Genomic DNA, 25,985 nt, shown 5'->3' on the forward strand with positions numbered 1-25,985 from the left:
CTCTCATAAAGGGGCCGCCGAGTTGCCTTGAACAAAACTTTTTTTCGGCCAACCTCTCCCACCTTTGCCTCGCTCTAAACGAAGCGAGGTGAAAAATGCACGCCACAAAAATCCTTGCCGCAACCACAATTGCTGCTGTCAGCTTTGCGGTGGCACCTCCCAAAGCGCAGGCTCAAGTCACCGTCAACATAGGGCCCGCTCCTGCATGCCCCTACGGCTACTACGACTACGCGCCCTACAACTGCACTCCCTACGGCTACTACGGCCCGGAGTGGTTCACCGGCGGTGTCTTCATCGGCGCGGGCCCCTGGTTTCACGGCCCCGATCACTTCTACGGTCACGTCGATAACCACTTCCATCCCGAGCACGGATATCGCGGCCCATACCCAGCCCGTGGCGAGGCCGCACGGCCCGAGAACCACGTCGACCACATGGAGAACTTCCACGGCAATGAGGTGCGCGACGGCCGCGGCCATACAGGCGGCGGACACCATTAATTCGATTCGTTACCAAAGCAGTTACATAAAACCAAAGCAGTTACATAAAACCAAAGCAGTTACATAAAACCAAAGCAGTTACATAAAACCAAAGCAGTTACATAAAACCAAAACAGTTACAAAAAGGTTTGCGACCAAAGAAAAGGGCAGGGACCGTTCAAAGTCCCTGCCCTTTTCCTTTCACCTCGCACATCTCACAGTGCTGAAACTCGACCTCTGCCGCTCGCCACCGCAGCCATCTGCGAGTCCACCACCGCCGCAGTCAAACCGCCCACACCCTTGGCCGACTGGGCTCCCGGCCTTTGCTTGGACGCATACATCCTCTGGTCCGCCACCCGCAGCAGCCGGATCGCATCCTGCGCATCGTGCGGATATACCGCCATGCCCACGCTCGCCGACACCACCATCTGCTTTCCTTCCACCACCAGAGGCCGCTCCAGCACTCTGCGAACCGTCTCCATCAGCTGATCCAGCCCCTGCTCCGGCTCCACATCCGCCGCCACAATCACAAACTCATCGCCGCCCAGCCGCGCCAGCGTATCCGACGCCCGCACCCCCCGGCGCAGATTCTTCGAAACCTCGAGCAGAACCTCGTCGCCCGCCTGGTGTCCCAACGTGTCGTTGATCTTCTTGAAGCTGTTCAGATCCAGAACGATCAGCGCCAGCCGGTTGCGTGTGCGGTCCGCCCGGTCGATCGCCATCGTCAGCCGGTCGGCAAACAGGCGCCGGTTCGGCAACCCCGTCAACTCATCATGCAGCGCCAGCCATTCGTTGCTCGAGATCTGTTCCTCCAGCATCACCAGGATCATCCCGATCGAGATCAGCGACTTCTGCATATTCCAGATATGCGAAGCGATATCGGCATACGCGCGATACTGCACGATCCACGGATGCAGCAACAGGCACAGCGCCCAGATCGTAAAGCCGGTCACAATCGCCAGCCTGCCCGTGCTTCCCGCCGGCAGCCGCCGCTGGAAGTTCAACGCAGCGGTCGCGTACACGCAGCACAGGCTCCAATACACGGCCGCCCGGTAGTCGGAGATGTGAATCAGATATCCCATTGCCATCCACCCGCACACATGCAGCACAGCCGCTATCCAGCTGCGGCGAAGATACAGCGAGCTCGAAACCCCGATCACCATCCCCGCGGCCATGCACGGAAAGAAGACAATCCCCTGATTCAGGTGCAGCCCATACACCGTGCACAGCGCCAGCAGCGGCAATGTATTCAGCGAGAGATAAAGCATCCGCGCAGTCTTCGAGACCGGGTAAACTCCCGACGCCCACACGAAGATCATGCCCGTCAGCAGATAGCAGTCCATCACGACCACATGCAGAATCTTCTGCGGCGGTCCATTCGACGCGTAGAACGTATGCGCCGCCGCCTCCACCAGCGTAAAGAACAGGCCCAGCAGCCACAGGTCGGCACGCTCCTGAGGATGCCGTTTGCGCAGCAACATCAGGATCACAATCAGGATCAACAACGCCAGAAGATCGGGAAGAAAGGCAAAGTTCATCGGGGACCCGGGCATCGTCGCACTTGGATTTGGCCTTGACCCAGAGGCCAGGCGGGATGCGTTTGTTACCTCTTCCGATGACGGCAACCTGGCCATCACCGTAAAGCCCTGAAACCTTGAAACCCTGAATGAGAACAATAGTCCACAAACCATCGTTCGCGCGATAGCGAATGAGATTTTTACGGAACAAAAATTTATAAGGAACGACAGCCCAGAATGAGAACTCAGCGCAGACCATCCTGCGATGGGCCAACCGCTGCCTGGACCAACTCTACTGAAGACAACGGAAAAGACTACAGACCAAAATACCGGACCCTCCCGCTGGGGTCTTCGCACTAGTCGCATTCACTAAGCGGGGACCCTGATACTCACCAGCTACGCCTCTGCCTTACAGACGTTCAAACGCGGTTTGTTGGACAATTATGCGGTATCCGCGACGAATTTATACATAAAAATCCGTCACGCCGAAGCCTCGAGATAACCGCGAAAGCCGCCACTCCTTCACGCCAGCCTGCTCCGCTAAGACACCAGACTGGCGAAAGAGCGGCAACGCCATAGTAGTGACCCAAAGCCCAAGACCGTTACACAACTTCTTCCAGCGAAGGGAGCTTGTCATTCCGCAGCGTCCCTTTGTCTTGAGTTGGCGAAGCCGTTTTGAGCTGACGGCTGTATCAAGCTGGCGTATTAGGCCTTCGCTGTCATCCTGAGCGCGCGAAGGATCCCGACGAACTGTGGTCCTGCCAACCGCTCGTCCCGTTCCACCGGCCTCTTCACGCGTTGGCAAGATGCTGCTGCCTCCGGACGCAGTTTGCCTGTGCTCAGTCGAGCCAAAAAGAAGAAGGCTGGAGATCGTCCTCGACCATCCAGCCCTCTCTCGCGCGTGTAACCCGGACTTACCGGTGGCCTCCACCACCACCGCCACCGCCGTGGAACCCACCGCCACCACCGCCGCCCTGGAATCCGCCACCGCCATGGGAGCCTCCACCCGCGACAGTTGCGCCACGGTAGCCTCCGCCGCTCACGCCACGGAACCCAGAGCCACCACGGAACCCAGAGCCGCCACCGTAGCCATACCCGCGTCCATAGAAGCCACGGCCATACACAAACCCACCACCATACAGGTAGTAAGGCGAGTAGAAGCCGTAGCCGAACGGACTGAAGAACGGCCCACCACCCGGCAGCCAGTCATACCCATACAGATAAGGGTCCCAAGCCCAGCCAGGCGCAAACCCGCCATAGCCGTACTCAGGACCATACCCGGCGTACTGCGCCGCCAGATCGACGTTCGCCTCACCCAGATACTGCGACCGCAGCTGACTCCAGCGATACAGATCATCCTGCGAACGGTCTTTGTTGAAGCTCACAGGCTTTACCGTCTCGCCGACGAGCGTGATCTGCCTGCCGCCCTTCACCTCCACCGGCTTCACCTTGCTCTCAAGATTATTGCCGGGATACACCGACGCCTTCCCGTCAAACGTGCGCACCGTATTCGCATCCGCATTGAACTCATACAAGCCGTTCTTCAGGATCTGCGTCTGACCCCCCTTCTGATCGATCAGGATCATATTCTGCGGGTAGAGCTGGTCCGCCTCCACCTCCGCGCGCCCCTGCTCGACGCTTACCTCGGTGTGGGTCAGGTCCGGCTTGATCATCTTCACCGTGCTGTTCTTATCCAGCCGCAGAAACACGCCCGGCGTCAGCAGCATCTCCGCCTTGCCGTCAGCGGTCGCAAGATACTGGCCCGGCTCCACCTCGGCCTGGCCCACAGAGTGCGCCGTCACCTGGCGGCCATCGATCGAGGCCTGACCTTCGACATAGTTGAGAGTTCCTGGGCGGGCTGGGTTCGCGCCTTGCTGCTGAGCAAAGACAGGCGTAAACAGAGTCGCCAGGGAGAGAAGAAGTACCGATTTGAGCCCTGACATATTCATAAAACCTCTGTCCATTTAGATGAAACAGAAGGGGAAACGTCACATTGCCTTCAAATCGTGCCTGACCATTGAACCCCATGCAGTTCAATAAGTTGCTATCACTGACCAAAGGCTGACGCATGGATGACAAGGCCGGGACAAGACTTCATCAAAGCCGTCGAAAACCAGTCTTCCGGCACCGAAAACAGCCTTCAAAGTCAGTTGTAAAAGTTATGTCTCTTAGAGACTGTCCTGCCGGACGGGCCCACTACGCGTGGGGCGGGCGTTCGCACGCCTCTTTAGAGCTTCGCCAGCTCCTCCCGTTGGTCGGCACAAACTTCCTTCGCGACCAACGGGAGCGCCAACCGAAGGGGTATACGCATCACGAAGTGATCGCCCCGCGCGCAGCGGGCCCGTCCGGCAGGACCACGCATCAATCGAATCTTTTCAGCGGATGCGCTTCGGTATTGAAGACCGTACGCCTCCAATCCACCGTCGCATCTGGCGCATACAGCAGATACAGATACTTCAGCGTCTCCGCAAAGAAGAAGCTCTCCATATCATCCTTCTGCGCCTTCGTCCGCACATCGCTCAGCGCCGCATACGCATTCGGCGTGCGGCACCATCGCACCAGCGAGTCGTAGTACATCTGCCCCATATGCTCATACAGCGGATCGCCCGTCAGGTGGTGGAGATAGTACGTCGACTCAATAATCTCCGGCCGCAACTGATACCCCCCATCGCTCACCTCGAACGTCGCGTAGTTCATCACCTCAGGCTCAATCCCGTAGGCCGTCCACATCTGAAAGTTAGAAAGCTGCAGCCTCTGCGCTCTGCTCATGTCTCCATCGAGCGCCAGCAGCGCCGGAAAGAACGCATCGAGAGCCCCGTAGTTCTGCTCCGTCCGCTTGCCCGTCATCATCTCAGCCTCTCCATACCAGAGACCGCTGCGCACCTCATCCTCCAGATACTGATGGATCGGACCCGTCGCCTGCTGCCACATCGTCTGCATGTCTTTGTCGCCGAACAGCAGCCAGCACTTCAGCAGATATTCGTAGAACGAGTCGGTCCCGCTCCCCACCGTCGCGGTCGTATCGGTCCACTTGCCCGTATCCACGTTGATCGCGCCGCCCAGCAGCCCCACGCCCGACCGCCGCTTCCAAATCTCCACCATCGCCCGCTTCGCCGCGTCGTAGTACACCGGCTTGCCCGTCAGTTTGCTCAGCGTGCCAAACTCCGGCAGCAGCGCGCTCGACGCAGGATCGGTCTCCACGCCCTTCACCTTACCCGTCTTCAGATTCACAAACGGATAAGGGATTCCGGTCGGCGAATGAAACGCCGGCAGCAGCCGGTCGCCCAGGTCCTCGGCCAGCGCAAGCAGCCGCTTATCTCCGCTGATCTCATACGCACTCTCCAGGCCGCCAAGACACCGGATCGTGATCTCGAAGTTCTTCACATAGATGTCCTGATCGAAGCTGAGGTTCTTATCCAGATCCTCTCTCGCCTCGGTGGCCTCCGTCGTCAGCCCCATCAGCAGCATGGTGTCCAGCCCATCGATCTCGGTCATATGCAGCGAGACGCCGTACCAGTCGTGCGGCTTGCCCGTCAGCGGCATCACCTCGTCATGTCCCCACGCAGCCTGCCGGTATCCGTTCCACCCATGCAGATACTCCTGCTTCACCCGCTCCGCCATCGCCGCACGATCGATCGCCGTTCCAAAGGTTGGCGTCCCAAAGGTTGGCTCCTGCGCCGCCCCCGCCGCCGCAACCTGCGCGTTCAACACCCCTGAGCCAATCAACAACAGCCCTGAGCCCAGTAACAGCCCTGAGCCCAGTAACGCCGCTCCACACACCCGCACTATGGTCCCAACAACTCCGAGAAACCTCATGCTCCTCCGATTGATTCCGCCTGTCATCGTCTCTTCGACCTTTGCTGTTGCCTGTCTTTTTTGTTGCCATCCCGTAGGGATCTGCTGTTGCAGTTGCCTTTGCCTGTTCTTGCCGTCATCCTGAGCGGAGCGAAGGATCCCGATAGGCTTCATCCCCCCATACCATCAAAGCCTTTCTACCCTCACTTCCGGATTCTTAGCACGCGCCAAATCTCCTACTTCCGGCTTGATCAGCGGCCCCCCTAGAACTCTCGCGTGCAAAAAAATCAAAAAATCTACAAAAAAGCTGGCGTAAAAATACGCCAGCTTTTTCGTGCACTTCCAGCCACACAAAACACCACAACGCCACCACGTTTCACCATCCAAAACACCACGTTTGGACACCAAAAAACGTGAAAAACCCCTGCAAAACACCACTCCACCACACGAGGAAAAAAACTACAAAATATAACGCGAAAGATCCTGGTCCTTCACAATCGAAGCCACCTGCTGCCGCACATACTCCGGATCGACCACGATGACCTTCTCCACGCCCGTGGCAGTCTGCCGCTCGATCACCGGCAGCGGCGGCGAGGGCATCTGCGGCTCCGACGTAAGCGACGCAGAAACAGGCACTTCGCCCACCACGCCCTCCTCCGTAATCTCCGCCCGCGGACTCTTGAACAGATCCGGCGCCTGGAAGCTGATCTCATCGAGCACACGCTCCAGAATAGTGTGCAGCCTCCGAGCCCCAATGTTTTCAGTGGTTTCGTTCACCCTGAAAGCAAACTGCGCCATCTCCGCAATCGCCTCCTTCGTAAACTCCAGCTTCAACCCCTCCGTCTCCAATAGCGCCGTAGACTGCTTCACCAGCGAAGACTTCGGCTCCGTCAAGATGCGAATAAAGTCGTTCACCGTCAACGAGTTAAGCTCCACGCGAATCGGAAAACGCCCCTGCAGCTCAGGAATCAGATCGCTCGGCTTCGACACATGAAACGCGCCCGCAGCAATAAACAAGATGTGATCAGTCGAGACCATCCCATACTTCGTGCTAACCGTAGTCCCTTCAACGATCGGCAGAATATCCCGCTGCACGCCTTCTCGCGAAACATCCGGCCCATGCCCGCCTTCGCGCCCCGCAATCTTGTCGATCTCATCCAGAAACACAATCCCCGAATCCTCCACCCGCTCCACCGCAAGCCGATTCACCTGATCCATATCGATCAGCCTGCTTTCCTCCTCCTGCACCAGGTAGTCGAAGGCCTCTGCCACCTTCATCTTGCGCTTCTTCGTGCGCTGTCCAAACAGCCCCGGCAGCATGTCCTTCAGGTTGATATCCATCTCCTCGGAGCCCTGATTAGAGATCACCTCAAAGCTGGGCTGGTTGCGGTCGCGCACATCCAGCTCCACCGTACGCTCATCCAGCTTGCCCTCGCGAAACTGTTGCCGCAGCTTCTCTCTCGTCCGGTGCTCACGATCCCCCGGCTTCTCCTCGGAGTCATCCGCCGCCCCAGCCACAGGAAGCTGAATCACATTGCTTCCAGGCTCATGCGTGGCCGCAGCGGCAGTCGCAGCCGTTGGCGTCGGAGGCAGCAGCAGATCGATCAGACGATCCTCCGCCGCAAGCTCCGCCTTATCCTCCACCTCTTCCATCTTCTCTTCGCGAACCATATCGATCGCGATCTCCACCAGGTCGCGCACAATCGACTCCACATCGCGCCCAACATAGCCGACCTCGGTAAACTTCGAGGCTTCCACCTTCAGAAACGGCGAGTTCGTCAGCTTCGCCAACCTTCGCGCAATCTCCGTCTTCCCCACGCCGGTCGGCCCGATCATGATGATGTTCTTCGGCATGATCTCATCGGCCAGCTCCGGGGGGAGCTTCTGCCTGCGCATGCGATTACGCAACGCAATCGCCACCGCCCGCTTGGCCGCATGCTGTCCTACCACGTACTTATCCAGCTCTGTGACGATCTCGCGCGGCGTCATCTCATCGAGTGCGAGCGCCTGATCTTCAGCGGCTCCAGGTAGAAAAATTGCCATAGTGCTGTACTCCTTGTCGCATCTCTCGGCGACGAATCTTTAAACTTCTACGAACTGTCGAGGCTACTGGTTCTCTGCCGTCTCGGACTTCAGCTCTTCCACCGTCATCTGGTCATTCGTGTAGATGCAGATCTGTCCAGCAATCTTTAGACTCTTCACGGCAATCTCTCGGGCGCTTAAATCCGTGTTCTCCATCAAAGCCCGCGCGCTGGCCAACGCAAAGCTGCCGCCGCTGCCGATGGTCGCGATTCCCTCATCCGGATCGATCACATCGCCGGTCCCCGACAGCAGAAACGTATGCTTCGAATCCGCCACAATCAACAGCGCTTCAAGCTGCCGCAGCATCTTGTCCGTGCGCCAGTCCTTGGCCAACTCCACCGCCGCGCGCCCCAGGTTGCCTGCATACTGCTCAAGCTTCGTCTCAAACCGGGCAAACAGCGAGAACGCATCGGCAGTCGATCCCGCAAATCCCGCCAGAACCTTGTCCTGGTACAGACGCCGGATCTTCTTCGCCGACCCCTTCATAATCGTCGCGCCAAGCGACACCTGCCCATCGGCAGCCATCACCACGGAGTCGCCGCGGCGCACACAGATGACGGTCGTCGAGCGAATCCGCCGCCCGTCGCCCAGATCCAGCGGGTGAGCAACGCCCAGCGGGTGAGCAATGCCCAGCGGAAGAGTGGAGATTTTAGCGGGAACGGACGACTTGGAGATAGAGGAAGAAGGCGGCTTCATGGGCAACCTTCAGTATATCGTCAATCCTCCGTTCCTCTACCCTCGACTCCGGCGCATCGCACATCCTCAACCAGGTCGACCACAGATCGATGCCAAGTCCCAACCGCAGCGATTATCTGCGGCAGGCCGCGTTCCCCGCATTCGGAAACGCCAGAAACGTGATGCTCGCCGGAGCAAGGCGAACCGTCCCTGCAGCCTGCGCCTCTCCTTCAAGCGAAGGAAGATCCCCGTCGGAGTTCACCTGCAACTCCACCCCATTCAACTCGACTTTGTTGTCCATCAGGTCTTTCGCCGTCAACGTGTAACGCTTCGACTTCGCAGGCGCCTTAAGCTCCTGAGGCGTCGTACGATCGGCATTGATTGCCAGCAACGCCACTCCTCCAGGCTGATTTCGCAGGCAGTGCGCGTACAAATGCAGATTCGGCGAAGGCGAAGCACCCGCATCGAGCACCGTCGTCCCCATCGTCTTCCGCCACAACAAAGCAGACCAGTAGTTCGGCCTCGGCAGCAGCGTGGCCTCATCCACAAGCGCATAATCGCTCGCTGCAAGCGTGTTGTGCATCACCACCTGCACACCCCGCTTCGCCAAAGTTCCAAGTTGATTCAGGTAACGGAAGCTGTCGATAAAGTCCGAAGCCCACGGATTGCCGCCACACGCCGTCTCCCCTGTCTCGGTCAGCCAAAGCGGTGCGCCCGGAGCAAAGCGATCGCGCAGCTTCGCATAAAAATCCTCATCCCGATTCGTTCGCGACAGCCAATCATCCGTCAGCGCAGCCTCCGGCGTCGTCTGCATCGCCGCGCCCATCATCTTGCATCGTTGCGAGACGCCCCCGTAGAAGTGATACGAGAATGCATCCACACCAGGCCCGGACGCCGCCATCATGTCCTCAGTCTTGATCATGGAATTCGGCGGCAGGCCCACCGCAAGCCCTATCTCTCCCACCGACCCGGGGCCGAGAATCACCATCTCCGGCGCGGCCTCTTTCACAAAGCCGCGAAACACCTTGAAGTCTCTTCCATACGCCGCCGCGTCATAGCCCTTCGGCGCGCCTCCCATCCCGGCAAACGTCGGCTCGTTGAACATCTCGGCCGCGGCAATACTTCCGCCGACCGCCTTCGTATACGCGAGCACCTTCTTCGCCTCCACCGGAGTCCACACGCCCTCGGCATCGCGCACCCCAGGGCTTATCGCGAAAGATGTCACGATCTCCGCATCCACAGCCTTCGAAAAATCGATGACACCCTTCCACTCCGGCCGCGTCAGCACGGCGTTGAAACCTGTTGGTGGAGTCGCCGGTGCGGGCTCGTCCGAATCATGGAAGTAAGTCGTGTTCTCCCACGTCCCGCTGACCCTTACGTAAGAAGGCGCCAGCCCTGCCGCAAGCTTGCGCAGCCGCGGGTTTGCCAGGTTGATCGGCTCGCGGTACCGAAACGCGGAAGGGTCCATCCCCGCAGGCGCAGAGTTCTTCGCACTAGCCGGCACATCCTGCTCGGCGCTGCCTTGTTTCTTGTAAGGAGCCCAGAAACGCCCGCCAGTCACCTCAACCATCTCGATGTTGAACGATTGAAAGCGCTCCCCCACCGTGCCGACCTTCGGCATCTTCGCAGGGGTAATTGCAGCAGGTGTTTGAGCTGTGAGAGTCAGCGGCCAGGCGGGTGCGGTCAACGCAAGCCCCAGCAGGGATCTAAACCATGTCTTTCCATTCATCTTCATCACTCCGGGGGCACTCGCGCCATTTAGTTTGAACTTCGCCGGAATTCTACTCCCAACGGATAAGAATGGGGAAATCTCTATTTAAATTTCTTTTTTGAGCACCTGATCGTCGTTGCAATCCCCCAAAAGAACGTTACTGACATAGCACCTTCCCCCTCCCGATCCCTCCGTGATGGGCTATGCTTTTTGGCAGAGACTGTGTTTTCGCTGATTCCAACTCACCTGCTGCCTGCCCTCCGTTCGCCGCGAGTCCTCATCGCCATGGGAGCAACGACCGCGACAGCAATCGGCGTCGTCACCTACGTCCTCACGCGCAAAAAACCCTCCGCCGAAGAGCTGGAGCGCGAACGCCGCGATCTTCTTGCCCGCATCGGACGCATCACCGACGGAACCATCATGGACACCATGATCGCGGAGGTCCGCAGCCCCGCGCTCGACCTCGCAGACGATCCTCAGCCCATTCCCCACGGCCCGCTAACACCAGAGATGATCGTCTACGTCTACCGCATCGCCGGCGTAACCTACGAGTGCGCGCAGGACGTCACCATGCTCGCCGACCTGGTCCACGGCGTTCGCACCGACCTCCCCATCCAGGTCCGCTACGCCCCGCAAAATCCAGCCAACAGCATCATCGTAGCCGAGACCTGGAGCGGCCTCCGGCTCGACCCAACGAACTTCCAACAGACAGAACCTCCGGACGAAACCATTTAGGTGCAGAGCCATCCTCCTGGCAGATGCGTGCTCCATAAGGAGCCACCCTAAAGACCGTTGAGAAACTGTCCTGCCGGACGGGCCCTCCGCGCAGGAGGCCCGTCCGGCAGGACCCACTCTTTAGATATCCGTTCTGGCACCAGCATTCTCCCTCTCTATCAGGGATCTTCATTGAACCCTGCTCCCGGGAGAGACTACACTTGTAGATATGCACATGGTCGCCACTCCGAACAGCAAGATGCAGCGAGTCTTGCAGCTGTCCATGGTGCTCACCCTGGCCTATGTCGGAGCGACCTTCTACTTCGGTCTGCGGGCACACTCCCTGGCCCTCATCTCCGAGGCCGGGCACAACGTCAGCGACCTGCTCGCCATTGTGCTGTCCTTCGTAGCCGTTTATTTTCAGGCACGTCCCGCAACCGATCAGAAGACCTTCGGATACCAGCGTGCCGGTGTCCTCGCCGCGTTCGTCAACGCCGCAACCCTCGTCGTGCTCTCTTTATGGATCGCCTTTGCCGCCATCCACCGTTTCAGCGCACCCGTCGAAGTGCAGCCTAAGCTGATGATGTACGTCGCCGCCGCCGGTGTGCTGATGAACGGCACCATCGCGACCCTGCTCTGGAAGTTCTCCGGCGACGTCAACATCCGCAGCGTCTTCCTGCACATGCTCGGCGACACGCTCTCCACCGCCGCGGTCATCGCAGGCGGCGCTGCCATCTTCTTCACCCACATGTCGTGGATCGACCCGGTGCTCTCCATCCTCATCGCCGGCATGATCCTCTATAGTTCCATCGGAATCATTCGCGAGACGCTGAATATTCTGCTGGAAGGCACTCCGCGCAACCTTGAACTCGGCGAGATCCGTCAGGCCATGGCTTCGGTAGGCGGCGTCCTCAACGTTCACGACCTCCATGTCTGGAGCCTCGGCTCACAGTCCCACGCGCTTGCCAGTCACGTCACCATCGCCGAGATGCCCATGTCCGAGTGCAGCAGCATCCTCGCGGACATCAAGTGCGCTCTGCGCGACCGCTTTCACATCACCCACACCACGATCCAGTTTGAAATCACCGGCTGCGAGACCACCTATGGCTGCGCTGCGCCTCCAGAGTTTGAGGCAATCGGCGCCCATAGCCACGGGCATGACCATCACGGCCACGCTCACTAGTCCTGCCGGACGGGCCCGCTGCGCGCGGGGCGGTCACTTCGTGACGGGTATACCCTGTTGTGCCGAATGAAGATTACTGTTCCTCCCGTTGGTCGGAGGGAAGATGATTCCGACCAACGGGAGGACCCATGCCGATAACCCGCCGAGAAGGTATACGCCCCACGAAGTGGGCGCCCTCCGCGTAGGAGGCCCGTCCGGCAGGACACCAATCTCTAAACCAGCGTAGCGTCGACAGTAATCGTCGCGGCCTTCAACACCTTCGACACCGGGCAGCCGATCTCCGCATTGTGCACCAGCTCATCGAACTTAGCCTTATCAATGCCAGGAATCTTCCCCTTCGTGGTCAGGTGAATCTTGGTGATTGTAGGCGACCCATGAACATCGAGCGTCAGCGTCGCTGTCGTTTCAATGGTGTCGGGAGTAAAGCCTGCCTCAGTAAGCTGGCCGCTCAGAGCCATCGTGAAGCAGCCCGCATGTGCCGCCGCGATCAACTCCTCAGGGTTAGTCCCAACACCATCAGCAAAACGAGTCTTGAAGCTGTACTGCGTGTTCTTCAACGTGCCGCTCTGTGTGGAAATGGTGCCGGTGCCGTCCATAATCTTGCCATGCCATACTGCGCTGCCAGTGCGATCCATCGTAGTTCTCCTTTTGTTTTCAACTGTTACGTGTCAACAGTACCTTCTTCGATGCGCGGCTTGAACCAAAGGACCTTGAAAAAATCTCTTTTGCGGTAGCATCTCGAAATGCCGCCGATCTCAGCCTCCGAAGCCGCAGCCGGGCCGCCTCCACCCGCCTGCCCCATCGCCACCGAGCACCACTCCCGTTTCTGCCCCACCTGCTCCTCGCGCCTCGAAGACAGTCGCTGCAAGCTCATCTGCCGAACCTGCGGCTACTTCCTAAGCTGCGCCGACTTCTACTGAACCAGAGCCTGAACCCCGCAGAGCCCCTCAGGCCATACGCGCGCCCTACCTCCCCTGGCTAGCCTTCCGCGCCGCCTCGAACTCATCCTTCGCCTTCCACTGAATCATCGCCGGCGCGCTCAAAGCCTCCCACCCCAGCTCCATGCCAAAGCGGTCGAGCTTCGCATTCCCGCTGAAGTCCCAATCCTCATGGAAGTTGTCGCTGAAGTTGTGATAGTCATGCGCCGTGAACTCCTCATGCTGCTTGTGTCCCCACGCCGCGTCATGCCCTTCATAAAGATTCCCAGTCTCAATCGAGAACGCCGGAATCCCCACCCGCGACAAACTGAAGTGGTCCGAGCGATAGTAGCTCCCCGCTGAAGGCTTCGGGTCCGGCACAATCGCAAGATTAAACCTCTTCGCCGTAGCCTCCACCGTCGGGAAGAACGTAGTCCTCTGCGCCCCATTCACATTCGTCTCCAGCGGCACACCGATCGGCAGAATCATGTCGTAATTAATATCCAGCGCAATCTGCCCCGCAGGAACCGGCGGATGCTGCCCCAGATACTCCGACCCCAGCAGCCCCTGCTCCTCCGCCGTCACCGAAGCGAAGATCAGAGAGTGCGGCAGCTTCACCCCCGACTGCGCCCACGCCCGCGCCATCTCCAGCAGCATCCCGCAGCCCGTGCCATTGTCCGCCGCTCCGTTATAGATATTGTCCCCAGCCATCCCCGGCACAAACCCCAGGTGATCGTAGTGCGCTGTATACATCACCGCCTGGTCTTTGCCCCCGGCATTGGCTCCGGGCAAAATCCCCACCACATTCGGCGACTGGAACGGCCGCACCGTGCTCTCCACATGCGCCTGCAACCGCACCGGCAACTCCACCGCCTTGAACCCGCGCTTGCCCGCCGCCACAATCTCCGCATTCGCATCCAGCCCACTCGCCGCAAAGATCTTATTCGCCACATCCAGCTGAATCCAGCTAGCCGCCTCCAGCTGCGGATCCTTGTCATCCCGCAGATAAGTCTTCTCGCTCGTATTCGAGTTCTTTACCACATCCCAGCCATAGCTCGCCAGATCCGTGCGATGAATAATCAGCGCCCCCACCGCACCCCTACGCGCCGCCTCTTCGAACTTGTAAGTCCACCGCCCGTAGTAAGTCAGCGCATCGCCACCAAAGAAGTTCGGATCATCCGATGGCGGATCACCCACGATGCAAAGAATCACCTTCCCCTTCACATCCACGCCCGCATAGTCGTCCCACTGAAACTCCGGCGCAATCGCACCATAGCCAACAAACACAATCGGCGCATCGATATCCACGCTAGGCGTTAGCATCCGATTGCTCACCGTATAGTCGTCCGCGTACGTCAGATCGATCGAATGCAGATCAATCGACATGCCCGCAGGCTTCTTCGGAATTAGCGACATCGTCGTCTTCTCCGGAATCACCTTCATCCCAACAAAATTAATCTGCTGCAGAAAAGTCCCGTTATCCCCACCCGGCTTCAACCCATACAGCGCAAACTGCGTCGCAATATACTTCGCCGCAATCTCGCTCCCGCGCAGCCCAGGCCCGCGTCCCTCCAGTAGGTCGTCCGAAAGAAAGCGCACCTGCGCGCGAATCTTCTCGCCGTCAATCGAGGCCTCCGCCGCCTTCACCGCAGGCGGAATCGACTGGGCGATCAGAGTTGTAGAGAAAGAAATAACGGAGGCTGCCACACAGATGCCCAAGCGAATCTTGATCACGTTCCTACTCCTGGCGTAAGACTTCACGAATCCGTCCAGTCTAATCGCATCTTCCACGATGAAGATATCCAGCTCTGCTTCCTTGAGGCCGATGTTGAAGCCGTCGTTACCGTTGTCATCGAACCGTCATCCTGAGCGAAGTTGCTCACGGCATTTTTTGAGCAACGCAATCGAAGGATCCCTGTATTTGTCTTCGCGCCTCTGCCCCTGAGACAGCAGCTAGCCTCGCTCCTACTTTGATATGTTTATTCGCATGGTGATGAAGCGTTTTAGCGCAGCTCTGGCGATTCTCCTCGCAATCCCGGCAACCGCCCAGGACAAAGCGCTAGCCCCTACACCGCCCATGGGATGGAACAGCTGGGACGCCTACGGTCCCGCCATCAACGAGTCCCAGTTCCGCGCCAACACCGTCGTTCTAGCCGCGCAGTTGAAGGAGTTCGGCTGGCAGTACGTCGTCATCGACGCAGGCTGGTACCTGCAGAACCCCGAGAACATCTCCATGCCGCAGGCTCTGCGCTACACCGTCAATCTGCGGGGACAGTACGAGCCCGCCCCCAACCGCTTCCCCTCTTCGGCAATCGGCAACGGCTTCAAACCACTCAGCGATACCGTCCACGACGACGGTCTCAGGTTCGGAATCCACATCCTCCGAGGCATACCCAAAAAGACCGTCTTCGCCAACACGCACATCGGCGCCACCCGCTACCGCGCCAGCATGGCCGCGGACACCACCGATACCTGCTCCTGGAACCCGGACAACTTCGGCGTCAAAGCCAACCTCGCCGGACAAGCCTGGTACGACGCATTGATCAAGCAGTACGCCTCCTGGGGCGTCGACTACCTCAAGGTCGACTGCATCGCAAACCCCTACAAGAGCGCCGAGATTCGCATGATCCATAAAGCCATCGAGCGATCCGGCCGTCCCATGGTCCTCAGCCTCTCCCCCGGCCCCACGCCGCTCGACCACGCCGGCGAGGTGGCAAAGAACGCGCAGATGTGGCGCATCTCAGCCGACGTATGGGACCACTGGGACAAAGACCCCGAGGCCGAATGGTCGCAGAGCGTAAAGGGTCAGTTCGCCATCCTCGCGAAGTGGGCCGATCAGACAAGACCCGGAGCGTGGCCGGATGCGGACATGCTCCCTATCGGCCAGCTCCGCCCAAACCCGGGCGAGGGCAAACCACGCAACTCAAGGCTCACCGAAGACGAGCAACGAACCATGATCACCCTCTGGGCCATCGCGCGCGCGCCCCTCTTTGTCGGCGGAAATCTCACCCAGATGGATGATGCGCTCAGGTCGCTTCTCACCAATCAGGCCGTCATCGACATGGACCGCGACTCTACAGCCAGCGAGAAGAACACCGAGGACGGACCCCTCGTCACCTGGACCTCGCACTCCATCCGCGGAGACAAGCACTATCTCGCCATCTTCAATCTGAGCGACGCGCCCGTTTACGTCGACAAGACCTTTGCCGAGTACGGCTACATCGACAAGGCACAGTACAAGGTCCGCGACCTCTGGCAGAGAAAAGAGCTAGGCCTGGTGAACTCCTTCCAGGTCGATCTCCCCCCGCACGGCTCCGTCGTCTACTCCCTCCACGACTAGCCATTCTTCCGCAGTTGCTCTTGCTCCTTCTCAATCAACCCCAAAAAACTCGTCATCTCGACCGAAGCAACGGACAGTTTTACCGTCCGTTGCGCAGTGGAGAGATCCCTGTATTTGCAGTTGTCCTCATCCCCGCTTCGCACCCAAAGCGTCCACCGCAACATTTGCATCCCAAACCACCTTCGCCGTACCATCGCCCTCAGTGGACTCCTTCAAAAACAAACCGAAGATCGATCTCAATCAAGCACGATCGACCGAAGCCGAGCGTCTCGTCTCCGCCGGCAAAGCCGAAGACGACGATGCCTTCGAACTTAAGCTCCGCCCCACGCGCCTCGCCGAGTTCATCGGTCAGGAAAAAGCCAAAGAGCAGCTCGCGATTGCCCTCGAAGCGGCAAAATCCCGCGGCGAAGCCCTCGACCACGTCCTCCTCTTCGGCCCTCCCGGCTTGGGTAAGACGACTCTAGCCACCATCATCGCGAACGAGCTGGGCGTCGGCTACCAGCAGACCTCAGGCCCAGCGCTGCAGATTCAAGGCGACCTCACCGCCATCCTCACCAACCTGCGCGAACGCCAGGTCCTCTTCCTCGACGAGATTCACCGGCTCCAGCCCGTCCTTGAGGAGAAGCTCTACACCGCGTTAGAGGACTACAAGCTCGACATCATCATCGGCCAGGGCCCCGCCGCCCGCACCCACGTGATGGAGATTCGCCCCTTCACCTTCGTAGCCGCAACCACGCGCCCCGGCCTGCTATCCTCCCCACTGCGCAGCCGCTTCGGCATCCTCCTGCGCCTCGAGTTCTACACCGACGACCAGCTCCGCTTCGTAGTCGAGCGCTCCGCCGAAGTCCTTGGTGTCCCCATCGATCAGGACGGCGCTGCCGAGATCGCGATGCGCTCCCGCGGAACTCCACGTATCGCCAATCGCCTGTTACGCCGAGTCCGCGACTACGCGCAGGTACGAGCGAAAGGCGTTATCGACCGCCCCACAGCGCAGGCAGCTCTCTCCCTCCTCGAAGTAGATGCCCACGGCTTCGACGAGCTGGACCGTCGTCTCCTCCGCACCATCATCGAAAAGTACGATGGAGGCCCCGTTGGCCTCAACACCCTGGCCGCAGCGCTGGCCGAAGAACAGGACGCGCTGGAGGAGGTCTACGAGCCCTTCCTCATCCAGATAGGCTTCCTGGACCGCACCCCAAGAGGTCGAGTAGCCACGCGCCTGGCCTACGAGCACTTAGGCATCGAGATGCCCCGCAAACTAAGCCTCTTCTAGCTTATCTTTCGTGTGGTGAGATGAAATGAAAAGTAAGTTTCGCAGCGTCGCTAAGCTGTTGGGAGTTCTTATAGTGGTAGTGTTTGTTTGCCCCCCTGGCATTTTCTCCACTAGCTTTGCGCCCGGGATACTCGTTCAAATCGCAATCGGCGGAATCTTGTTTTTGACCGCCATAATCTGTTGGCACTTCAGCGGGATGTCTGCCCAAGAGATCCAAGAGAACCTTTCGAAGTCGACTGCAACGCGCACCAAAAAATAAAGTTCAAAAACGTGGCGTATTTTTCGTCGCAAAATTTGTGGTGTTTCCAGCCACACATTCACCACGATCTACACCACGTTTACCATGCCAAAACACCACGTTACGCAACCACAATTCCGCAAAAACCCCTGCAAAACACCATAACCACCACGCAGAAAAAAATCCTGCACCAGCACCACAAAATTACTGCCGCAAGGCAGCCGGGACGAACTCCGTGCTCAGCATCTTCGGCGATTCGGTGAGGTAGTAGGTGGGAATCTTCGGGAACTGCTCCTCGACCAGGATCAGGGTCCGGAAGTCAAAGCTCTGCACCTCGGCTCGCGCCTCCATATGGTTCCGCACAATCGCCCCACACAGCGTGTTTACAAAGGTTTGCGGGTCGACTGTGTGATTGGTCGTTGGTTCCGCGTGGGCGTTGACTAGAGGCGGGTTAGGCCCGGCTGGATCATTGGGCAAAGGTAGGATCTTCGTCTCGAGGTTGAAGCGGACCTTCTCCGCATTCGCCGCGCGCGCAGCCGCTTCGGGATGGGACTTGCCCGCTCCAGTGCGATAGTACCCGGCGTAGAAGCGGGTGAAGCGAAAGAGTTGTTCCGCGTGGGTCGGAACATAGGGGCTGATGAGATGCTCCTGTTTCGCGAAGGCTACCGCTACAGGCGAGAGCGCGGGATCGTTCTTCTGGTCGGGAAACTGCGGATGCAGCTTGTCGCAGATGAAGGTGCTCTGTGCTTCGGCGAGCGAGATGTCGCGAGTGTAGACGCGGTTTTCGAGGGTGTAGGGGGCACCATCCACCCGACGGCACGACTCTGGATTCAGGAACTGATCGTGCCATATCAGAGACACATGATCGGCTGTAACGCCGGTGTCGGTCTCGAGCGTGGTGCTCAGATGATCAAGTCCGTCCTCAAAGGAGGGCAGCGTGTTTTCGGGGCGCAGACCGCGGCCTCCGCGATGAGCCGAGACGTCGAAGCTCTTGAAGTAAACGGCTTCGCTGGGGTGTGCGGCGGCTTCCTCCTTCACGACCTGTTGAAGGAGGTCAGGACGGTCGGAGATGATGCCATCGACGCGAAGATCGATGAGGGCGCGCATCTTCGCCGGATCGTTGGTGGTCCAGGGAACGACCTTGAAACGCGCTTTGTGAAGCTCCGCCACGTTGACCGGTGGGTTGGAGCCTAAGAGGGTTGCATCGAGCGGGGAGAGCACCGGCGTCTGGGCGTTGTGCGCTCTGGCATGCTTGTCGGCGGCGGTCATGAGTCCGAGGAAGGGATTTTGCATGGGGGGCTGCTGGGCGGTGAGGGTTGCGGTGGTGAGGAGGAGGCTTGCGGATAAAACCGTTCGCGTCGAGGTTAACATGACCACCAATGATAGTGGGTTGAAGTTGCCGGGGCGTGAATGCGAATGGTCATTCCCCTTCGGCAGGGTCTTGATCGTTGATGTCTCTGAGGTCGCTTTGCTGCAGGGTTGCCTTTGCTGCAGCCTGTGCTGTGGCCTCCATCCAACCCTGCAGGATGACTACTGCGGCGACCTGATCGATGACATACTTGCGCTCGCGGCGGCCGTGTCCGGCTTCATTAAGGATCTCGTGTGCTGCGACCGAGCTGAGGCGTTCATCCCAGAGCTCGACGGGAAGGCCGGAGCGCTTTTGCAACTCTTCGGCGAACTCATGCACCTTCACGGCCCAGGGGCTTACCTCACCTGACATATGCAGCGGATTGCCTACCACGATCTTTACTACCTCATGCTTGCGAATCAGGCGTAGCAGGCTGCGCAGATCTTCGCCCCGGGTCTTGCGCCACAGCGTTAACAGGGGCTGCGCGGTGTATCCGAGCGGGTCGGAGAGCGCGACGCCCACACGAATCTTTCCCACGTCCAACGCCATCACGCGGCCGGTCTTCATAGCCTCAGTCTACCGCTGCCTCACGGGAAATCTGGTGCGAGTTAGGGCTTCCGATTCAGGAGCGCGGAGAGATTGCCGTGGTGGGCTTTCAGTTTTGCTTCGGCGGCGGGGCGGTCGATGGAGAGCTTCTGCATGACAATAGCGGTTTTGATGGTGCCGGCTTTTTCGAGGAGGGCGGTGGCGGTGGGTTGATCGATGCCGGTGGCGGCCATGATGATGCGCTGGGCGCGGTCGACGAGTTTGACGTTGGAGGTCTGCATGTTGACCATGAGGTTGCCGTAGACTGCGCCCGTCCTGATCATGACGCCGGTGGAGATCATGTTGAGGACCAGCTTGGTGGCGGTGCCGGCCTTCATACGCGTGCTGCCGGTCAGGATCTCGGGCCCGGTGATGGGAGCGATGGAGATCTCCGCAACTTCGGCCATCGCGGAGTTGGGGACGCAGGTGAGGGAGATGGTGAGGGCGCCTAGTTGGCGAGCGAGCGTGAGGGCTCCAAGGACGTAGGGAGTGCGTCCGCTGGCGGCTATGCCGAGGACGGTGTCGTTAGCGGTGAGTGCGTGAGCGGCGAGGTCTGCGGCCCCTTGTTCCGGAGAGTCTTCGGATTGTTCGCTGGACTTGCGGAGGGCGCTGTCACCACCGGCGATGATTCCCTGGAAGAGGGTCGGCGGAACCGAGAAGGTTGGAGGACACTCGCTGGCGTCGAGTACGCCTAGACGGCCGCTGGTGCCTGCGCCGATGTAGAAGAGGCGGCCGCCTGCTTCAAAGCGGTGGGCGATGGCGTCGATGGCCTGGGCGATGTGCGGAAGGACGGCAGCTATGGCGGTGGCGACGCTCGCGTCCTCCTCGTTGATGAGGTGGAGCATCTCCAGAGTGGGAAGCTCGTCGATGTGTTCGGTTCGCGGGTTGCGCGCTTCAGTGGCGAGGTTGGCGAGATTCGTTCTGGTTTCCATGTGTGGTATCCCCTCCCCCCCTGTCAAAAGTGTGCAAAGTATTCGATTTAGATACTTTAGCTTTGGACCTGGAGGTGCGAGTTCCTTCCCGACTATATTTGGCGCTAACGTTTGATTTAGATCTGCTACTTCTAGTTTAGCGGCTTAGGGGTAACTGATACGCCACGAAGATGTTGTTGATTCGGTGAGGGATGGGATGGGTTAGGGCTTGACAGGTTTTTAGATGTTGCCGTGGGCGTGAGTTGCCGTGAGCTTGATCTGACGATGGTAGGGGACTCGGTGGTTACCCAAAGGGTGGGCTACGGATCGGATTTGTCGGCACTGCGGTACTCATCCGGCGGTGAAAGAGCGCGGATAGTTAGTTAGGGCACGATGACGCAGGGGCCGTTGGAGGTTTCGTGTTTGACGGCTTGGAGGGCTTCGTCGGCGCGGTCGAGGGGGAAGACCTGAACCTGGGGGCGGATGCCGATTTCGGCCGCTAGTTGCAGGAAGTCGAGAGCGTCCTGGCGGGTCATGTTGGCGACACTGCGGATCTGGCGCTCGCCCCAGAGGAGCTTGTCGTAGTCGAAGGCGGGCATCTGGTCGAGGTGGATGGCGTTGATGGCGACGATACCGCCTTTGCGGAGGCTGGAGAGTGCGCTGACGACGACGGCTCCGCTGGGTGCGAAGGTGATGGCGCGGTCAAGTTGGACGGGCGGTTTGTCGTCTTCTGTTCCGACCCAGGTTGCGCCGAGAGACGAGGCTTGAGCGCGATGGGATTCGCCCCGGGTGGAGACGTAGACCTCGCAGCTCCAGTGGCGGAGGACTTCGATTGCCTGGCTGGCTGAGGCGCCGAAGCCGAATAGTCCGACGCGCTCTCCGGGCTGAGTGCCCGCGACGCGAAGGCTGCGAAAGCCGATGATGCCGGCGCAGAGGAGGGGCGCGACGTGGGTGTCGTCGAGGGCGTCCGGGAGCGGGTAGGTGAAGTCGGAGCGGACGAGAACGTACTCGGCATAGCCGCCGTTGATGGTGTAGCCGGTGAAGACGGGGTTGTCGCAGAGGTTCTCTTCGCCGCGACGGCAGAAGGGACAGGTGCCGTCGGTTCCGCCGATCCAGGAGACTCCGACGCGCATGCCGTGGGGACGGTCGGGGGTTGCGCCGTCGATGATTTCGCCGACGATCTGGTGGCCGGGGATGAGCGGTTGTTGGATGAGGGGAAGATCGCCTTCGAAGATGTGAAGGTCGGTGCGGCAGACTCCGCAGGCGAGGACTCGGAGGAGGAGATTGCCCGCGGTGGCGACGGGCGTGGGGACGTCTTCGATTCGGAGCGGCTGGTTGGCGGAGTGGAGGATAGCGGCTTTCATGGGATATCGGATGCAGTTGTCCTGCCGGACGGGCCCGCTACGCACGGGGCGCCCACTTCGTGGGGTGTATACCTTGTCGTGCCGAGGGAAAGGTGTTGGTCCTCCCGTTGGTCGGAGGGAAAGATCGCTCCGACTAGGGGGAGGCTCTATACAGCCAATCCTACCTGGGCGGGTACACGCGTCACGAAGTGACTGCTCTTCGCGCAGGAGGCCCGTCCGGCAGGACAGCAATGCAGCGATTTATAACCGAAACCCGTAAAATAGAACAGATACGCAAAACGCAAAGGACGATTGAGGCAGATGGCAATGGGAACGCAAGAGGTATTGGCTGGACAGGTTGAGGCAGCGGCGAAGGCGGCTGGACTGGTGGTGGTTTCAAGCGCAGTAGGGCAGGACTTTTCAGGAAACCCGACGACGCGGTTCATGCTGGCGCTGGTTGCGGATCACTCGAAGACGCAAGTGCCGACGCATAGCGAGCTTCCTGGCATCTCCACTCCAGTGATGAAGACGCAGGTGCTGGAGCTGAGCGACAAGTTTGATTTCAGCCGGGCGGATATGCTGGCGGAGGTTGGGGTTTATCTGGGGGAGACGGCGAAGCGGTTGAAGAATCCGCAGCAGGACTACTACCTGACGCTGCATGGGTTGCCTTTGAGCTTTGAGAAGTTTACGTGGCCGTTCCATGCGTCGACCTCGGGTGCGGATACGTTTCTGGTGCATGGCGAGGTTCATCTGCAGGATGGCGAGGGAAGTCCGCTGCATGCGAAGGTGGCGGCGTCGATGACGGTGACGTTTGCGGAGATCGTGAAGGCTCCGGAGCAGCCGTTTGCCGAAGGATTTATCTACAACGCGGTGCGAAAGACGATGGATCAGGGGCAGCTGGAGCTGGTGAAGAGCGGGAATCGGCAGCCGGTTCCGGTGACGACGCGGTTTTATAGTCCGTGGAAGAAGCGATTCAACTTCAACGACACGACCGAGGGGCAGCGGCAGGAGTATCTGGCGGCGAAGGTGTTCTGGCTGTCGGGCGTGCTGGGCGGCGGACAGCCGGTGTGGCTGCTGGATCCGCGGGATGCGCAGTATTTGAACTCTACCGTGGAGGAGCTGAAGAAGACGGCAGCGGCACTGGCGGGCGAGGGGCTGATTCACCTGGCGGCGGATACCGAGTATGCCACACCGACCGAGGCTTTGATGGGACATCGTGCGCAGTATGCCGCCGAACTGGCGCATGCGCTGGCGTTCATCAAGCCTACGTTCAATGAGGATATGCGCGGCGGCCACACCAATATGTAGTGGTCGAATATGTAGTGTTGAAAATATCCGGCGTTGAAAGGGATTACGCAGCGATTCTTCGTGAATTTGCTACTAATTATTGGGTTATGGTAACTTCCCTCTGGCCTTCGGGTGCATCTATTCGCCTGAAGGAAAGAGGAAACATGATGAAGAACCTAACTCGAATAGCAACACCACTGTTTGCAGTGGCACTTATGAGCGGTGCAACATTTTTCGCGCACGCCCAGGCAAACCAGGCACCAACGACCGAGAGCCGCAGCTGGAATACGCCTCCTCCAGGCACCGAGCAGGCGCAGTCGGCCTACCGTGATGGAGTGGAAGCGGCTCAACTGGACATGACGGCGAAGCGTAAGATCGATGCGAAGTCGTCTCACCTGTATGTTCATCCTCCGGTCAAGGGAGCGGCTCGCGAGGAGTACCGCTCGAACTTTACTGCTGGATATGAGGCTGCGGTGAAGCACAACTCCGGCGTTTAGCGCCGCGGCAAGCTGCGAAGGCAAGAAAAGAGGGGCTCCTTACGGAGCCTTTTCTTTTGCGTTGAGCAAAGATCCTCTCCGCTGATTTTTCTCCGTCTAAACTCTTATAAGGGCGACAAAAAGAGATTCCTCATCCGTATCCGTTCAGGACGTCGGTTAGAACGCCCTCGCTGCACGTATGTCTGACAACTTCGCACAAACCGTCAAGCAACAGGCCGATATCGTCCGGATCATCGGCGACTACATCAAGCTGCGCAAATCCGGCGCCCAGAACTATACCGGCCTGTGCCCGTTTCACAAGGAGAAGACGGGATCTTTCTCCGTCAACGCAACTCACGGCTACTTCTATTGTTTTGGATGCCACGAAAAGGGCGACGTCTTCACCTTCGTGATGAAGCTGGAGAACATCAGCTTCCCCGAGGCTATTCGCGTGGTAGCCACCAAGTGCGGCATTCCGCTGCCCAAGCGTGAGTTCAGCTCTCCTGAGGAGGCCCGCGAGGTCGGCCTTCGCCGGCAGCTTATCGACGTTCACGAAGCAGCCACGCAGTACTTTGAAGCAGCGCTGAAAGCTCCTGAGGCCGCTCGCGCCCGCGAATACCTGACTGGACGGGGCGTTACGGTCGAGACCATTGCGAAGTTCCGGATCGGCTACGCGCCTGACGACTTCAACCACATGCGCGAGCAGCTTGCGAAGCACTTCACGGACGAAGTCCTGCGGGCGAGCGGCCTGTTCAGTGCCAAAGAACAGAGCGATGGCGGCCAGGGCCAGCTCTACGCGCGATTCCGCAAGCGCATCACGTTCCCAATCGCCAATGAGCAGGGGAAGACCATCGCCTTTACTGCACGGGCACTCGACGCGGAAGACGAAAAGGGCCGCCCCATCGCGAAGTATCTCAACTCCCCCGAGACCCCGCTCTACAGCAAGGGCCAGGTCCTGTTCAACCTGGACAAAGCCAAGGCCGAGATCCGCGCCAATGACTTCGCGCTCCTCGTCGAAGGCCAGATGGACTGCATCTCTGTCTTCATGGCCGGCGTCCACAACGTCATCGCCACCTCCGGCACCGCCTTTACCGAGATGCAGATCCGTCTCCTCGGCCGCTTCACCAAAAACGTCATCGTCAACTTCGACCCCGACGCCGCCGGCGCAATGGCCGCAGAGAAGTCCATCGGCCTGCTTATCGAAGAGGGCTTCGTTGTCAAAGTCGTCACCCTCGAGGGCGGCCTCGACCCTGACCGCTTCATCCGCGAGCAGGGCATTACAAAATACCAAACCTTCGGGTATTACGCGACATCATTGCGCGCCGCCATACGTCATTCCGATTTCCTCATCGACCGCGCCCGCCACCTCTTCCCGGGGCGGACCTCCGACGCCAAGGTGAAGGCTATCAACTTCCTCCTTCCACATATTCGTCGCATGCCGAATCGCATTCAGCGCGACGAGTTCGCTGCGGACGCTGCACAAAAACTTGGCATAGACTCTGCGATCCTGCGTCAGGAGCTGAAACAGGCTGCCGCACAACGCGTGGAGAGCGTTCGCTCCCATGCGCACGACCCTGCGAGCGAGACCGAGCGGGTGCTTCTCCGCGCTCTCGTTCTCCCCGAGGGTGACCCGGCTCGCACTCTGGCTGCTGAACAACTCATCCAACATCCTGAGTGGTATGAGAGTCTTCCCTCTGCTGGATTACTCGAGTCCCTTGCCAACGCCCCGGTTCCGTCTAACCCGCTCGATGCCGCACCCGACGAGCCCAGCCGAGTTCTTTTGGCCCGCACTCTTCAGGAGACAGAAGACCCCGATAGCGCCTCGGCCAATGCGCAATCCATGACGGAGCGCGTAAACAACACGCTCGAAACGCTCAAATACCGTCAGCTCGAACGCCGCCAGCGCGAGCTTCGGACCCTCATCGCCGAAGCTCACCGCCGGGGCGACGATGACACCAAGCTGACCGCGGAAAAGATTCAAATTGACCGAAGGCTGAAAGAGTAATGACGCCTCTTCCTCGTTTCTGAGGAACATCCTTCAAATCAGCGGGCGAGAAGAAAGTAGACTTGCTCTGTATCCAGAAAACAATCAGGGAACCACCGGGAAACCACCAGGA

At 59.3% G+C, this 25,985-nt stretch carries 22 protein-coding genes; 9 read left to right on the forward strand and 13 right to left on the reverse strand.

Annotated elements, in window-relative coordinates:
• The first annotated feature begins 95 nt into the window (after positions 1–95).
• Entirely contained in the window at positions 96–497 is a 402-nt protein-coding gene (locus HDF09_RS16040) for a hypothetical protein (RefSeq protein WP_183768158.1), read from the forward strand.
• 194 nt (positions 498–691) lie between these two features.
• Here HDF09_RS16040 and HDF09_RS16045 read toward each other — a convergent pair whose 3' ends face one another.
• The 7 genes from HDF09_RS16045 to HDF09_RS16075 all read right to left on the reverse strand — a co-directional run bounded on the left by HDF09_RS16045 (position 692) and on the right by HDF09_RS16075 (position 10,274).
• Entirely contained in the window at positions 692–2,014 is a 1,323-nt protein-coding gene (locus HDF09_RS16045; protein ID WP_183768160.1) for a GGDEF domain-containing protein, read from the reverse strand.
• Positions 2,015–2,456: 442 nt separating this feature from the next.
• Entirely contained in the window at positions 2,457–3,017 is a 561-nt protein-coding gene (locus HDF09_RS16050; RefSeq protein WP_183768672.1) for a hypothetical protein, read from the reverse strand.
• Positions 2,908–3,942 carry a hypothetical protein gene (locus HDF09_RS16055; RefSeq protein ID WP_260181380.1) on the reverse strand — a complete coding sequence of 345 codons (1,035 nt, stop codon included), beginning with the start codon at positions 3,940–3,942 and terminating at the stop codon, positions 2,908–2,910. The genes HDF09_RS16050 and HDF09_RS16055 overlap by 110 nt, the downstream gene beginning before the upstream one ends.
• A gap of 412 nt (positions 3,943–4,354) precedes the next feature.
• On the reverse strand, positions 4,355–5,809 hold the full coding sequence (locus HDF09_RS16060; protein ID WP_183768162.1) for a glycoside hydrolase family 47 protein: 1,455 nt from the start codon (positions 5,807–5,809) through the stop codon (positions 4,355–4,357).
• Positions 5,810–6,247: 438 nt separating this feature from the next.
• Positions 6,248–7,831: an ATP-dependent protease ATPase subunit HslU gene (hslU, locus tag HDF09_RS16065; protein WP_183768164.1), complete on the reverse strand. Its 1,584-nt coding sequence runs from the start codon at positions 7,829–7,831 to the stop codon at positions 6,248–6,250.
• Between the two features lie 63 nt (positions 7,832–7,894).
• Positions 7,895–8,566, reverse strand: a complete 672-nt coding sequence (gene hslV / locus HDF09_RS16070; RefSeq protein ID WP_406704861.1) for an ATP-dependent protease subunit HslV — start codon at positions 8,564–8,566, stop codon at positions 7,895–7,897.
• A gap of 112 nt (positions 8,567–8,678) precedes the next feature.
• Positions 8,679–10,274 (reverse strand): hypothetical protein, encoded by a 1,596-nt coding sequence (locus HDF09_RS16075; protein WP_260181381.1) that lies wholly within the window; start codon positions 10,272–10,274, stop codon positions 8,679–8,681.
• A 192-nt stretch (positions 10,275–10,466) separates the two neighbouring features.
• Between HDF09_RS16075 and HDF09_RS16080 the strand changes: the two genes are divergently transcribed.
• Positions 10,467–10,991, forward strand: coding sequence for a hypothetical protein (locus HDF09_RS16080; RefSeq protein WP_183768168.1), 525 nt, complete (start codon positions 10,467–10,469; stop codon positions 10,989–10,991).
• Between the two features lie 208 nt (positions 10,992–11,199).
• On the forward strand, positions 11,200–12,153 hold the full coding sequence (locus HDF09_RS16085; protein WP_183768171.1) for a cation diffusion facilitator family transporter: 954 nt from the start codon (positions 11,200–11,202) through the stop codon (positions 12,151–12,153).
• A gap of 212 nt (positions 12,154–12,365) precedes the next feature.
• Here the strand turns inward: HDF09_RS16085 and HDF09_RS16090 are convergent, their stop codons facing one another.
• Positions 12,366–12,788: an OsmC family protein gene (locus HDF09_RS16090; RefSeq protein WP_183768173.1), complete on the reverse strand. Its 423-nt coding sequence runs from the start codon at positions 12,786–12,788 to the stop codon at positions 12,366–12,368.
• A 108-nt stretch (positions 12,789–12,896) separates the two neighbouring features.
• On the opposite strand from HDF09_RS16090, the gene HDF09_RS16095 reads away from it, so the two are divergent.
• Entirely contained in the window at positions 12,897–13,073 is a 177-nt protein-coding gene (locus tag HDF09_RS16095) for a hypothetical protein (RefSeq protein WP_183768175.1), read from the forward strand.
• Between the two features lie 45 nt (positions 13,074–13,118).
• Here HDF09_RS16095 and HDF09_RS16100 read toward each other — a convergent pair whose 3' ends face one another.
• On the reverse strand, positions 13,119–14,804 hold the full coding sequence (locus HDF09_RS16100; RefSeq protein WP_183768177.1) for a M28 family peptidase: 1,686 nt from the start codon (positions 14,802–14,804) through the stop codon (positions 13,119–13,121).
• Between the two features lie 259 nt (positions 14,805–15,063).
• On the opposite strand from HDF09_RS16100, the gene HDF09_RS16105 reads away from it, so the two are divergent.
• Both HDF09_RS16105 and ruvB read left to right on the forward strand, forming a co-directional pair.
• Positions 15,064–16,410, forward strand: coding sequence for a glycoside hydrolase family 27 protein (locus tag HDF09_RS16105; protein WP_260181382.1), 1,347 nt, complete (start codon positions 15,064–15,066; stop codon positions 16,408–16,410).
• Between the two features lie 202 nt (positions 16,411–16,612).
• Positions 16,613–17,680 (forward strand): Holliday junction branch migration DNA helicase RuvB, encoded by a 1,068-nt coding sequence (gene ruvB / locus HDF09_RS16110; protein WP_183768181.1) that lies wholly within the window; start codon positions 16,613–16,615, stop codon positions 17,678–17,680.
• A 442-nt stretch (positions 17,681–18,122) separates the two neighbouring features.
• Here the strand turns inward: ruvB and HDF09_RS16115 are convergent, their stop codons facing one another.
• From HDF09_RS16115 to HDF09_RS16130, 4 genes are all read right to left on the reverse strand, one after another.
• On the reverse strand, positions 18,123–19,289 hold the full coding sequence (locus HDF09_RS16115) for a glycerophosphodiester phosphodiesterase family protein (protein WP_183768183.1): 1,167 nt from the start codon (positions 19,287–19,289) through the stop codon (positions 18,123–18,125).
• 49 nt (positions 19,290–19,338) lie between these two features.
• On the reverse strand, positions 19,339–19,833 hold the full coding sequence (gene ruvX, locus HDF09_RS16120; RefSeq protein WP_183768185.1) for a Holliday junction resolvase RuvX: 495 nt from the start codon (positions 19,831–19,833) through the stop codon (positions 19,339–19,341).
• Positions 19,834–19,874: 41 nt separating this feature from the next.
• Positions 19,875–20,783 (reverse strand): N-acetylmuramic acid 6-phosphate etherase, encoded by a 909-nt coding sequence (gene murQ, locus HDF09_RS16125; protein WP_183768187.1) that lies wholly within the window; start codon positions 20,781–20,783, stop codon positions 19,875–19,877.
• A gap of 362 nt (positions 20,784–21,145) precedes the next feature.
• On the reverse strand, positions 21,146–22,126 hold the full coding sequence (locus HDF09_RS16130) for a zinc-dependent alcohol dehydrogenase family protein (protein WP_183768189.1): 981 nt from the start codon (positions 22,124–22,126) through the stop codon (positions 21,146–21,148).
• 300 nt (positions 22,127–22,426) lie between these two features.
• Between HDF09_RS16130 and HDF09_RS16135 the strand changes: the two genes are divergently transcribed.
• The 3 genes from HDF09_RS16135 (at position 22,427) to dnaG (ending at position 25,873) form a co-directional block, all read left to right on the forward strand.
• Positions 22,427–23,413 carry a hypothetical protein gene (locus HDF09_RS16135; protein WP_183768191.1) on the forward strand — a complete coding sequence of 329 codons (987 nt, stop codon included), beginning with the start codon at positions 22,427–22,429 and terminating at the stop codon, positions 23,411–23,413.
• 143 nt (positions 23,414–23,556) lie between these two features.
• The gene (locus HDF09_RS16140; RefSeq protein ID WP_260181383.1) at positions 23,557–23,889 is read left to right on the forward strand and encodes a hypothetical protein; all 333 of its coding nucleotides are present in this window, start codon (positions 23,557–23,559) and stop codon (positions 23,887–23,889) included.
• Positions 23,890–24,067: 178 nt separating this feature from the next.
• Positions 24,068–25,873: a DNA primase gene (dnaG, locus tag HDF09_RS16145; protein WP_183768193.1), complete on the forward strand. Its 1,806-nt coding sequence runs from the start codon at positions 24,068–24,070 to the stop codon at positions 25,871–25,873.
• The last annotated feature ends 112 nt before the right edge of the window (positions 25,874–25,985 follow it).

This window comes from Edaphobacter lichenicola, from assembly GCF_014201315.1.
Lineage (GTDB): Bacteria > Acidobacteriota > Terriglobia > Terriglobales > Acidobacteriaceae > Edaphobacter > Edaphobacter lichenicola_B.